Genomic DNA, 13009 nt, shown 5'->3' on the forward strand with positions numbered 1-13009 from the left:
TCTAAGGCTGACAATGCGACTGGCTTTCCCTACTTTATTGTTCACTGCCGTGGCGCTGTTGTTGGGCGCCGCTGGTGTGAATGCTGCACCACAACATGCGTTGACCGTGTACGGCGAACCGGCGAAATACCCTGCCGGCTTCAGTCATTTTGCCTACACCAATCCGCAAGCGCCCAAAGGCGGCACGATGCGGCGCTCGGCGATCGAGATCGGTCATTTCGACCATATGCTGCCGTACATCGACAAGGGTATCGGCGTCACACAGATCGACGGCCTGCTCTATTCACCCCTGGCCCAGCGTTCAATGGACGAGCCGTACACCGTGTACGGCCTGGTGGCGCAGCAGATGGAGCGCTCGGACGACGGTCTGTCCCTGCGCTTCTACCTCAATCCCAAGGCGCGTTTTGCCGATGGCAAGCCCATCACCGCCGAAGACGTGCGCTACACCTTCGACTTGCTGATGACCCAGGGCAGCCTGCGTTATCGCACCCAGTTCGCCGACGTCAAAGGCGTCGAAGTGGAGTCGCCACTGACCATTCGTTTCGACTTCAAGAACAACGAAAACCGCACCTTGCCGCTGGACATCGCGACCTTGCCGGTGTTTCCCGAGCATTGGTGGAAGACCCGCGACTTTGCCGGTGGTGGCGGTTACGAGCCACCACTGGGTAGCGGTCCGTACAAAGTGGGCAAGGTCGACTCCGGGCGCAGCATCACCTTCGAACGCAACGCCGACTGGTGGGGCAAAGATCTGCCGGTCAGCCGCGGGCTCTACAATTTCGATCATTTCAGCATTGAATACTTCGGCGACACCGATGTGGCGCGTCAGGTCCTGCGTGGCGGCGCCTACGACTACAACCGGGAATTTTCCGCTACCGGCTACTCCATCGGCTACGAGAGTCCGGCCCTGAGCGACGGTCGCCTGCAAAAGTCCCACCTGGCAAGAGAGGCGCCACAACCGGCCCAGGGCTTTGTCTTCAATTTGCAAAACCCGATGTTCCAGGACCGCCGGGTACGCCAGGCGCTGGTGATGCTCTGGGATTTCGAGTGGAGCAATCGGCAGATGATGCGCGACATGTACATCCGCCAGCAGAGCTTCTTTTCCAATACCGACCTCGCTGCCCGACAACTGCCGGATGCCGCCGAGCTGGCAATTCTTGAACCCTTGCGCGGGCAAATTCCCGATGAAGTTTTTACCAAGGTCTTCGAAGCCCCGAAAACCGATGGCAGCGGCCTGATTCGCGACAAGCAGTTGCAGGCCCTCGACCTGCTTGAACAAGCCGGCTGGAAACCCGACGGAGATCAACTGGTCAACGCCAAAGGTGAACCGCTGAGCTTCACCTTCCTGGTCAGCCAGAACGGCATGGACCGTTTGCTCCTTCCTTATAAGCGCACCCTCAAGCAGATCGGCATCGACCTGAACATCCGCCGCATCGATTCGTCGCAGTACGTCAATCGCCTGATGAGCCGCGACTACGACATGATCGTCACCGGCTACCCGGTCACCACGTCGCCCGGAAACGAGCTACTCAATTACTTCGGCTCGGTCTCGGCGACCGATCCCGGTGCCAACAACTACATGGTGCTGAAAAACCCGGCCGTGGATACCTTGATCGCCGGGCTGATCCGCGCGAACACCCAGGCCGACATGCTGCGCTATGCCCACGCGCTGGACCGGGTGCTGCAATGGAACTACTACTGGATTCCCAACTATTACCCGCCGGGCACCTCCACTGTATGGTGGAATCGCTTCGGCATACCGAACGTGCAAGCGAGCAATGACGAAGCCATCGAAAGCTGGTGGGAAATGAGCACCACGCCATTGACCAATCAGCAGATGACCGCCGAGAAAATCCGCCGTGGCAAACCCGGAGGGCCGCACTGATGTGGGCTTACATACTGCGGCGCCTGCTGCTGATCATTCCGACGCTGGTGATCATTCTGCTGGTCAACTTCATCATCGTCCAGGCCGCACCGGGCGGACCGGTGGAACAGGCCATCGCGCACTTGCAAGGCATCGGCGGCACCAATGTCGGTGGCGGGTCCAGCGAAACCATGTCCAACACCTCGCGGGCCAGTCGCGGCCTCGATCCGCAACTGATCAAGGAGATTGAAAAACAGTACGGCTTCGACAAACCGGCACCCGAGCGCCTGTGGCTGATGCTCAAGAGTTACGCGCGCCTGGACTTCGGCAAGAGCTTCTTCCGTGGCGCCACCGTCACCGACCTGATCCTGGAAAAAATGCCGGTGACCATTTCCCTCGGGCTCTGGGCGACGTTGATCACCTATCTGGTGTCGATTCCCCTCGGCATCCGCAAAGCCGTGCACCATGGCAGCCACTTCGATATCTGGAGCAGTACCGCGATCATCATTGGCTACGCGATGCCGGCGTTCCTGTTCGCCATGTTCCTGATCGTGGTCTTCGCCGGCGGCACGTCGCTGAACTGGTTCCCGGTGCGCGGGCTGGTCTCGGATAATTTCGAATCGCTGTCGACCGTGGGCAAAATCGCCGATTACTTCTGGCACCTGGTCCTGCCGGTGACGGCGCTGGTGATCGGTGGATTCGCCACGCTGACCATCCTGACCAAAAACTCGTTCCTCAATGAAATCACCCGCCAGTACGTGGTCACTGCCCGCGCCAAAGGCTTGAGCGAGCGCCGCGTGCTGTACGGCCATGTGTTTCGCAACGCCATGCTGCTGGTGGTGTCGGGCATTCCCCAGGCGTTCATCAGCGTGTTTTTCGCCGGTTCGTTGCTGATCGAGGTAATTTTCTCCCTCGACGGTCTGGGTCGCATGAGTTATGAAGCCGCGGTGTCGCGAGACTACCCGGTGGTGTTCGGTTCGCTGTTCATCTTCACGTTGTTCGGCCTCTTGATCAAACTGGTCGGCGACCTTTGCTACACCCTGGTCGACCCGCGTATCGACTTCGCCGCGAGGAACGCCTGATGTTCAAGCTCTCGCCGTTAGGCCGTCGGCGTTTCGAACGCTTCAAGAAAAACCGTCGCGGCTGGTGGTCGCTGTGGTTGTTTGTCGGTCTGTTTCTACTGTCCCTCGGTGGTGAACTGATTGCCAACGACAAGCCGCTGATTGTCAGCTATCAGGGCTCGTTGTACTTCCCGGCTCTCAAGCGCCACACCGAACAGGAGTTCGGCGGGCAACTGCCGTTCCAGGCCGACTACCGCAGCGACTATGTGCAGAAGCTGATCAAACAGGATGGCGGCTGGTTGCTGTTCCCGCCGATTCCTTTCAGCGACGACACACCCAACTATGACCTGAACAAACCGGCGCCGAGCCCACCCTCGAAGGTGAATTGGCTGGGCACGGATGACCAGGCTCGCGACGTGTTGGCCCGGGTGATTTTCGGGGCGCGGGTGTCGATCCTGTTTGCCTTGATGCTGACCTTTGTCAGCGCCCTGATCGGTATTGCGGCCGGTGCCCTGCAAGGCTACTACGGCGGTTGGGTCGACCTGATCGGCCAGCGTTTGCTGGAAGTCTGGTCGGGGCTGCCGGTGCTGTATTTGCTGATCATCCTGTCGGGGTTCGTCGAGCCGAATTTCTGGTGGTTGTTGGGGATCATGGCGCTGTTTTCCTGGCTGGCCCTGGTGGACGTGGTGCGTGCCGAGTTCCTGCGCGGGCGCAACCTGGAATACGTCAAAGCGGCGCGGGCACTGGGCCTGACCGACCGCAAGGTCATCGTGCGGCACATCCTGCCCAACGCGATGAACGCGACCCTGAGTTATTTGCCGTTCATTCTGACCGGCGCCATTTCCACCCTGACTGCACTGGATTTCCTCGGGTTCGGCATGCCGGCCGGCAGTGCGTCGCTGGGCGAATTGATTGGTCAGGGCAAGCAGAACCTGCAAGCACCGTGGCTGGGGCTGACGGCGTTTTTCACCCTGGCGTTGATTCTTTCTTTATTGGTGTTTATCGGCGAGGCGTTGCGTGATGCCTTTGACCCCCGATCATGACGCGGACTGTTGATATGAGTAACCTGATCGAAATCCGTGACCTCAGCGTGGCCTTCAACGGCCAGACGGTAGTGCGCAAGTTGTGCCTGGATATCCGTCCGGGCGAATGCCTGGCGCTGGTGGGCGAGTCGGGGTCCGGCAAATCGGTGACCGCCCACTCGATCCTGCAACTGCTGCCCGAGACCGGCACCGAAACCACCGGCAGCATTCGCTATCGCGGCAAGGAACTGGTGGGCGCCGAGGCCAAGGTGCTGCGCGAGTTACGCGGCAACCGGATCGCAATGATCTTTCAGGAGCCGATGACCTCCCTCAATCCGCTGCACAGTATTGAAAAGCAGATCGGCGAAACCCTGCTGCTGCACAAGGGCCTGGCCGGTAAAGCGGCACAGGCGCGGATTCTCGAGTTGCTGCACCTGGTCGGCATTCAGAAACCCAAGGAGCGCCTCAAGGCCTATCCCCATCAATTGTCCGGTGGTCAACGCCAACGGGTGATGATCGCCATGGCCCTGGCCTGCGAGCCGGAGTTGCTGATCGCCGACGAACCGACCACGGCGCTGGACGTGACGGTGCAACGCAAGATCCTGCTGTTGCTCAAATCCCTGCAACAGCGGCTCGGCATGTCGCTGCTGCTGATCAGCCACGACCTCAATCTGGTGCGCAGCATTGCCCAGCGAGTGTGCGTGATGAAGGCTGGGGAAATCGTCGAGCAGGCGCCTTGCGAGATACTGTTTACCGAGCCGAAACACCCTTACAGTTGCGTGCTGCTGAACGCCGAGCCGGAGGGTGAAGCCCTGCCCCGGGACGAGCGCGAAAACGTGCTGGAAGTAGACAATCTGCGGGTGCAGTTCGCCCTCGGTGGCGGGCTGTTCCAGCGCAAGACCTTCCTGACGGCCGTCGATGGCATCAGCCTGAATATCCAGCGCGGCAAGACGCTGGGCATCGTCGGCGAATCCGGTTCCGGCAAGTCGACGCTGGGTCAGGCAATCCTGCGTTTGCTCGATTCCGAAGGCAGCATTCGCTTCCAGGGTGCAGCGCTGGATGGCTTGACACAGAAGCAGTTGCGGCCGTGGCGCAAGAAAATGCAGGTGGTGTTCCAGGACCCGTTCGGCAGTCTCAGCCCACGGATGTCCGTGGCGCAGATCATCAGTGAAGGCCTTGAGGTGCATAGCCAGTTAACCGCTGACGAATGCAAGGCAGAGGTGATTCGGGCACTCGTAGAAGTCGGTCTCGACCCGCAAAGCCGCCATCGTTACCCTCACGAGTTCTCTGGCGGCCAGCGCCAACGCATCGCCATCGCCCGGGCGCTGGTGTTGAAACCGGCGCTGATTCTGCTGGATGAACCGACCTCGGCGCTGGATCGCACGGTGCAAAAACAAGTGGTCGCCCTGCTCCGCCAGCTTCAGGAAAAACACGGCCTCACTTACCTGTTTATCAGCCACGACCTGGCGGTGGTGCGTGCCCTGGCCCACGACATGATCGTGATCAAGGATGGCAAAGTGGTGGAACGCGGCGCCAGCCACGACGTGTTCGATTCGCCGCAGCATCCGTACACCAAAGAGCTGTTGGCGGCGGCGCATCCAGCGTAGGCCATTATGAACCGAGGCGCGGCCTTCGCGGGCAAGCCTCGCTCCTACAAATCACCTCGACCTGTAGGAGCGAGGCTTGCCCGCGAAGGCGCCCGCACCAGCAACAAATAATCAGGATCAGCCTCCATGAACACCACCGACAGCCTCAAGGACTACCAGCGCGTTCGCCTGCTGGCGATCCGTTCGTTGTTCGAGATCATTGAGCAGTCGAGTGAAGGCACGGTGATTGTCGATCGTGATGCCAATATCGTCTGGATGAACGAACGTTATGCCCGGCGCTTTGGCCTGGAGTCGGCCGAGGTGGCGATTGGCAAAGCCTGCGAAAGCGTGATCCCCGGCAGCCTGCTGCGCGAAGTGGTGCGTACTGGCCGGCCTATTTTGCTCGACATGCAGGACACCCCCAAAGAACCGTTGGTGGTCATGCGCCTGCCGATTCACGACGATGCCGGGGTGGTGATCGGCGCCATTGGTTTTGCGCTGTTCGACGAATTGCGCAGCCTGTCGCCGATGCTCAAGCGCTACATGAGCATGCAGGAAGAACTGGCGTCCACCCGCTCGCTGCTGCGGTCGCGGCAGACCAAGTACAACTTCGCCCACTTCATCGGCACCAGCGCCGCCAGCCTGGAGGTCAAACGCCGCGCCCGACGCAGTGCCAGCGCCGAGTCGCCAGTGTTGCTGCTCGGGGAAACCGGCACCGGCAAGGAGTTGCTCGCCCAAGCAATCCACGGCGCTTCGCCACGCGCGCACAAAGCCTTTGTCAGCATCAACAGCGCAGCGATTCCCGAGTCGCTGCTGGAAGCGGAATTCTTCGGCACCGCCCCGGGCGCGTTTACCGGCGCGGACCGCAAGGGCCGGGTGGGCAAGTTGCAGATTGCCCAGGGCGGCACGTTGTTCCTCGATGAAATCGGCGACATGCCGTTGCCCTTGCAAAGCAAACTGCTGCGGGTATTGCAGGAAAAAGAATTCGAGCCGGTGGGCTCCAATGAAGTGATTCAGAGCGACGTGCGCGTGATTGCCGCGCCCCCGACCGACCTGGGGGGGGCGATCAAACGCGGCGAATTGCGCGCCGACTTGTATTACCGCCTCAACGTGCGGCCGATCCAGGTGCCGCCGCTGCGCGATCGCCTCGACGATCTGCCGGCGCTCAGTGAAGCGATCCTTGAGGAACTGCGCAGCCAGCATGAGCTGAACCGCGAAGCCCTGGACTTGCTGGGTCAACATGCCTGGCCGGGGAATATTCGTGAATTGCGAAACGTGCTGGAACGGGCGGCGCTGCTCAGTGATGACCTGATGTTGAACGCGGGGGATATTCGGGCGGCGATCGGGACGTTTACGCCGGTGGAGCGTGTGGCGCCATTGAGTGTCGAGCCGGTTGCGCATGAAACGTTCAGTGAGGCTCGGGAGCGGTTTGATCGGCAGTTGATTGAATCGGCCCTCGCGCAATGCGGGGGCAAGGTGATTGAAGCGGCGGCGCGATTGGGGCTGGGACGGTCGACGTTGTACAAGAAGATGGTGGCGTTGGGGATTGATGAGTCTCTATAGGGAGACATAGATCTCTATTTGTAGATATGGCCTCTTCGCGGGCAAGCCTCGCTCCTACAGGGTTTGTGTTGCCCACTATTTGACGCCCACCCTAAAACCTGTAGGAGCGAGGCTTGCCCGCGAAAGCGTCAGCCCAACCACAACAAATCTCAAAACAGAGACAAATTATTTAACAACTCTCTCATTTAATAAAAATTTCCTTATATTTCAACATGTTAACAGCATGGCACGAATCTCGCTAAAGCCCTCACCCACAAAAGATTCACCCTACAAAAATAACAATCCAGGAGACACACCATGAGTGTGATCATTGCCTTGGCAGCCCTCACGCTGCTAATGCTCGCGGCTTACCGTGGCTACAGCGTTATCCTTTTCGCCCCGATTGCCGCCCTCGGCGCCGTTCTGCTCACCGACCCTTCCGCCGTTGCCCCTGCCTTCACCGGGGTGTTCATGGAGAAAATGGTCGGCTTCATCAAACTGTATTTCCCGGTGTTCCTGCTCGGTGCGGTGTTCGGCAAGCTGATTGAGCTGTCCGGCTTCTCGCGCTCGATTGTCGCGGCGGCGATTCGCCTGCTCGGCACCCGTCAGGCGATGCTGGTGATCGTGCTGGTCTGCGCCCTGCTCACCTACGGCGGCGTGTCGTTGTTTGTGGTGGTGTTTGCGGTCTACCCGTTTGCCGCGGAAATGTTCCGCCAGAGCAACATCCCCAAACGCCTGATCCCGGCGACCATTGCCCTCGGCGCGTTCTCGTTCACCATGGACGCCCTGCCCGGCACCCCGCAAATCCAGAACATCATCCCCAGCACCTTCTTCAACACCACCGCCTGGGCTGCACCGTGGCTGGGTTTGATCGGGGCGATCTTCGTGTTCTGCGCCGGCATGTTGTTTCTCCAGCGTCAGCGCAACAAGGCTCAGCGCGCCGGCGAAGGGTATGGCACCGAACTGCGCAACGAGCCGGAAACCGCTGCCGACATCAAGCTGCCGAACCCGTGGATTGCGCTGTCGCCACTGCTGGCCGTCGGCATCATGAACCTGCTGTTCACCCAGTGGATTCCACAGTGGTACGGCAAGACCCACAGCCTCGCGCTGCCGGGCATGGCCGCGCCGGTGACCACTGAAATTGCCAAGCTCACGGCGATCTGGGCGGTGCAGGCCGCGTTGCTGGTCGGCATCCTCATGGTGCTGGCGTGCGGCTTCAAGGCGATTCGCGGCAAGCTCGCCGAAGGCAGCCGAAGTGCGGTCAGCGGCGCGTTGCTGGCGGCGATGAACACCGCGTCGGAATACGGCTTTGGTGCGGTGATCGCCTCACTGCCGGGCTTCCTGGTGCTGGCCGACTGGCTCAAGAGCATCCCCAATCCGCTGGTCAACGAAGCCATTACCGTAACCCTGCTGGCCGGCATCACCGGTTCTGCCTCGGGCGGCATGAGCATCGCCCTGGCGGCCATGGCCAATGACTTCATCGCCGCCGCGCAGGCCGCCAACATCCCGCTTGAAGTGCTGCACCGGGTTGCCTCGATGGCCAGTGGCGGCATGGACACCCTGCCGCACAACGGCGCGGTGATTACCTTGCTGGCGGTCACCGGCCTGACTCACCGCGAGGCCTACAAAGACATTTTCTGTATTACGCTGATCAAGACCCTGGCGGTCTTTGTGGTGATCGGTACTTTCTACGCCACTGGCATTGTGTGAGGTATACATGACGACTCTTTCGGGCAAGACCGCACTGGTCACCGGCTCCACCAGCGGCATCGGCCTGGGCATCGCCCTCAGCCTGGCCAAGGCCGGGGCCAATTTGATCCTCAACGGTTTCGGCGATGCGTCCAAGGTGATTGCCGAAGTGGAGCAGTTCGGCGGCAAGGTCGGGCATCATCCGGCCGATGTCAGTGATCCGGCGCAGATCGCCGAGATGATCGCCTACGCCGAGCGCGAGTTCGGCGGCGTGGACATTCTGGTAAACAACGCCGGCATCCAGCATGTGGCACCGGTCGACGAGTTCCCGTTGGAGCGCTGGGACTCGATCATTGCGATCAACCTGTCGTCGGTCTTTCACAGCACCCGCTTGAGCCTGCCGGGCATGCGCGCCAAGGGTTGGGGGCGGATCATCAACATCGCTTCGGTGCATGGTCTGGTGGGATCGACGGGCAAGGCGGCGTACGTCGCCGCCAAGCATGGGGTGATCGGCTTGACCAAGGTGGTCGGGCTGGAAACGGCGGCGACCAACGTCACCTGCAACGCCATTTGTCCGGGCTGGGTGTTGACGCCGCTGGTGCAGAAGCAAATTGATGATCGCATTGCCAAAGGGGTCGATCCGCAGCAGGCGCAGCATGATTTGCTGGCCGAGAAGCAGCCGTCCCTGGAGTTTGTGACGCCGCCGCAATTGGGCGAGTTGGTGCTGTTTTTGTGTAGTGAAGCCGGTAGCCAGGTCAGGGGCGCGGCGTGGAATATTGATGGTGGGTGGTTGGCGCAGTAATCAGCCGTCAGACCGCGTTATCGTTCTTCGCGGGCAAGCCTCGCTCCCACAGGATTTGTGTCGAACACCAATTCGACGCCAACCACAAAACCTGTGGGAGCGTGGCTTGCCCGCGAATGGATCTGAAGATAGAAGAAGAGGCAAGCCATGTCCGACATCCTCTGGCAACCCAGCGCCCAGCGCATCGGCAAGACCCGCATGGAGGCCTTTCGGCGCTTCATCAGTCAGCGGCACCACCTTCACGTCGACGACTACCCTGCCCTGCATCAATGGTCCATCGATCAGCGCCAGGACTTCTGGCAGGCCATCGTCGATTTCTTCGACATCCGCTTTCACGACCAACCCGACGCGGTGCTGGTGGAAGGTGCGCAAATGCCCAGCGCCCAATGGTTCCCCGGTGCGACCCTGAACTTCGCCGAACACCTGCTGCGCCGTCGCGATGATGCCGTGGCCGTGGTCGCCATCGGTGAAAACGGTCAGCGCGAACACTTGACTTGGGCCGAACTGGCCGAGCATGTCGCCGGCTTCCAGAACAGTTTGATCGCCGCCGGCGTCGGTATCGGCGACCGCGTGGCCGCCTGCATGCCGAACACCTGGCAAACCCTGGTGGCGATGCTTGGCACCACCAGTCTTGGCGCAATCTGGTCGTGTTCTTCGCCGGACTTCGGCACCCAAGGGGTGATCGACCGCTTCGGCCAGATCGAACCGAAAGTGCTGATCACCTGCGCCGGCTACCGCTACGCCGGCAAGGAGATCGACCAGACGGCCAAGATCAACGAAATCCTCGAACGGCTGCCGTCCTTGCAGCAGTTGATCGTCGTGCCTTACGCCCGCCCCCACGCGCACATCACAGACTTCCACACCGTGGCCAACGTGACGCTCTGGGATGATTTTTACGAACCGGGCGGCGAGCCGGATTTCGTTCCAGTCCCCTTCGCCCATCCGCTGTACATCCTCTATTCCAGCGGCACCACTGGCGTGCCTAAATGCATCATCCACAGCACCGGCGGCGTGCTGTTGCAACACGTCAAGGAACACGGCCTGCATTCCGGCCTCGGCCCCGGCGACCGTTTGTTCTACTACACCACCTGTGGCTGGATGATGTGGAACTGGCTGGTCTCGGCCCTGGCGGTGGGCAGCGCCGTGGTGCTCTACGACGGCTCACCTTTTCACCCCGGACCCGAGCGCCTGATCGACTTGATCGACGACGAACGCATCAGCGTCTTCGGCACCAGCCCCAAGTACCTCGCGACCCTGGAAAGCAACGGCATAAAGCCTCGTGACAGCCATGACCTGGACAGTCTGCAAGTCCTGCTGTGCACCGGTTCCGCGCTGTCGCCCCAGAGCTACGACTACATCTACCGCGACTTCAAGCGCGACCTGTGCCTGGCGTCGATGTCCGGTGGCACCGACATCGTCTCGTGCTTCGTCAACGGCAATCCGTTGCTGCCGGTTCGTCGAGGGGAAATCCAGGGCAAGAGCCTGGGCATGGCCGTTGAGGTCTGGAACGACGACGGCCGACCGGTCATTGGCGAAAAAGGCGAACTGGTCTGCACCCGGCACTTCCCGGCAATGCCCATCGGCCTGTGGAACGACCCCACTGGAGAAAAACTGCGCGCGTCTTACTTCAGCCAGTTTCCCGGTGTCTGGGCACAGGGTGATTACGCCGAACAGCTGCCCCACGGCGGGATGATGATCCACGGCCGCTCAGACGCCGTGCTCAACCCCGGCGGGGTGCGCATCGGCACGGCGGAAATCTACCGTCAGGTGGAGAAAGTGCCGCAGGTGGTCGACAGCGTGGCCATCGGTCAGCAATGGCAGGATGACGTGCGGGTGGTGCTGTTTGTGCGGTTGGGTGACGGAGTGGAACTGGACGAAGGCCTGGAGCAGCAGATTCGCCAGGTGATTCGCGCCAACACCACGCCACGGCATGTGCCGGCGAAGATTGTCGCGGTGACGGACATTCCCCGGACGATCAGTGGCAAGGTGGTTGAGTTGGCCGTAAGGAATGTGGTGCATGGGCAGAAGGTGAAAAACACCGATGCCCTGGCCAATCCCGAAGCGCTGGAGCAATTTCGCAACCGCCCCGAGCTAAACGACTGAAACGCTATCCCCTGTAGGAGCTGCCGAAGGCTGCGATCTTTTGATCTTTAGCGAATCATCTGACGCCAAGATCAAAAGATCGCAGCCTTCGGCAGCTCCTACAGGGGAGGCATGTCAGTCGACATCGATGTTGACTGACCTGGCGCCTTCGCTGGCAAGCCAGCTCCTACAGGAGGGGTTAGCCCATCCGCGGAAGGGGGTGGTAGTCCATCCGGGGAAGCGGTGTGTATTGTCAGTCCATCAGGCCCCATTCGCCCGGTGGCGCGTGGGGGCCCGGGGATGCTTCGGCGTGCAACTTCAGGCGCAGCCGCAGGTTGTTCGCCGAGTCCGCATGCTTCAACGCCTCTTCCTCGTCAATCGCGCCCTCGATAACCAGCGCGTAAAGCGCGCAGTCGAACGTCTGCATTCCCAGCTCCACCGATTTCTCCATGATTCCCTTCAAGTCGGAAAGCTCATTGCGCCGGATCAGATCACCGATGGTCGGCGTGCCGAGCATCACTTCCACCGCCGCCCGTCGCTGGCCGTCGCGGGTGCGCACCAGGCGTTGCGAGACGAAGGCCTTGAGGTTGTTGCCCAAGTCATGCAGCAGTTGCGTATGACGCTCTTCGGGGAAGAAATTGATGATACGGTCCAGCGCCTGGTTGGCGTTGTGCGCATGCAGGGTGGAAATCACCAGATGACCGGTATCGGCAAATGCCAGCGCGTGCTCCATGGTTTCGCGGTCGCGGATCTCGCCGATCAGCACCACGTCCGGCGCCTGGCGCAGGGTATTTTTCAAGGCAGCATGAAAACTTCGGGTATCGACGCCGACCTCGCGCTGGTTGATGATCGACTTCTTGTGCCGATGGATGTACTCGACCGGGTCTTCAATGGTGATGATGTGGCCGCTGCTGTGTCGATTGCGGTAGTCGATCAAGGCCGCCAGCGAGGTAGACTTGCCCGAGTCGGTGGCACCGACGAACAGCATAAGGCCTTGCTTGAGCATGACCGTTTCGAGCAGTACCGAGGGCAAGTTGAGGTCTTCAAAGCGTGGAATGTCGAGTTTGATGTTGCGCGCCACAATCGACACATCGTTGCGCTGCTTGAAGATATTGACCCGAAAGCGTCCGACACCCGGCAAAGAGATCGCCAGGTTCATCTCCAGTTCCCGATCGAACTCCAGTCGCTGCTCGGCGTCCATGATGGAGTCGGCAATGGCCGCGATTTCCCCCGGTTTGAACCGCTGATCGTCCAGGGGCTTGAGGACGCCGTCGAACCGCGCGCTGGGTGGCGCACCGGTGGAAAGGTAAAGATCGGAGCCATTCTGGCTGGCCAACAGTCTTAACAGTGCATCGATATCCATG

9 protein-coding genes are annotated in these 13009 nt (G+C 60.7%); 8 read left to right on the forward strand and 1 reads right to left on the reverse strand.

Features of this window, described 5'->3' with window-relative positions; translation table 11 throughout:
• Positions 1–13: 13 nt before the first annotated feature.
• The 8 genes from AEQ67_RS21915 to AEQ67_RS21950 all read left to right on the forward strand — a co-directional run bounded on the left by AEQ67_RS21915 (position 14) and on the right by AEQ67_RS21950 (position 11666).
• Positions 14–1882 carry an extracellular solute-binding protein gene (locus AEQ67_RS21915; RefSeq protein WP_059405912.1) on the forward strand — a complete coding sequence of 623 codons (1869 nt, stop codon included), beginning with the start codon at positions 14–16 and terminating at the stop codon, positions 1880–1882.
• On the forward strand, positions 1882–2943 hold the full coding sequence (locus tag AEQ67_RS21920; RefSeq protein ID WP_059405913.1) for a microcin C ABC transporter permease YejB: 1062 nt from the start codon (positions 1882–1884) through the stop codon (positions 2941–2943). The genes AEQ67_RS21915 and AEQ67_RS21920 overlap by 1 nt, the downstream gene beginning before the upstream one ends.
• Positions 2943–3965, forward strand: a complete 1023-nt coding sequence (locus AEQ67_RS21925; protein ID WP_059405914.1) for an ABC transporter permease — start codon at positions 2943–2945, stop codon at positions 3963–3965. Before AEQ67_RS21920 ends, AEQ67_RS21925 begins: the two co-directional genes overlap by 1 nt.
• Positions 3966–3979: 14 nt before the next feature.
• The gene (locus AEQ67_RS21930; RefSeq protein ID WP_059405915.1) at positions 3980–5551 is read left to right on the forward strand and encodes an ABC transporter ATP-binding protein; all 1572 of its coding nucleotides are present in this window, start codon (positions 3980–3982) and stop codon (positions 5549–5551) included.
• Positions 5552–5677: 126 nt separating this feature from the next.
• Complete coding sequence (locus AEQ67_RS21935) at positions 5678–7093, forward strand: sigma-54 interaction domain-containing protein (RefSeq protein WP_059405916.1); 1416 nt, start codon at positions 5678–5680, stop codon at positions 7091–7093.
• A gap of 297 nt (positions 7094–7390) precedes the next feature.
• Positions 7391–8782, forward strand: a complete 1392-nt coding sequence (locus tag AEQ67_RS21940) for a GntP family permease (RefSeq protein WP_059405917.1) — start codon at positions 7391–7393, stop codon at positions 8780–8782.
• A 7-nt stretch (positions 8783–8789) separates the two neighbouring features.
• A complete protein-coding gene (gene hbdH, locus AEQ67_RS21945) occupies positions 8790–9563 on the forward strand; it encodes a 3-hydroxybutyrate dehydrogenase (protein ID WP_059405918.1) in 774 nt (257 codons plus the stop codon).
• Between the two features lie 147 nt (positions 9564–9710).
• Positions 9711–11666 (forward strand): acetoacetate--CoA ligase, encoded by a 1956-nt coding sequence (locus AEQ67_RS21950; RefSeq protein WP_059405919.1) that lies wholly within the window; start codon positions 9711–9713, stop codon positions 11664–11666.
• Between the two features lie 232 nt (positions 11667–11898).
• On the opposite strand, the gene AEQ67_RS21955 is transcribed toward AEQ67_RS21950, so the two are convergent.
• A complete protein-coding gene (locus tag AEQ67_RS21955) occupies positions 11899–13008 on the reverse strand; it encodes a PilT/PilU family type 4a pilus ATPase (protein ID WP_059405920.1) in 1110 nt (369 codons plus the stop codon).
• Position 13009 lies beyond the last annotated feature (1 nt).

The sequence above is a fragment of the Pseudomonas sp. RIT-PI-q genome (assembly GCF_001297125.1).
GTDB lineage: Bacteria > Pseudomonadota > Gammaproteobacteria > Pseudomonadales > Pseudomonadaceae > Aquipseudomonas.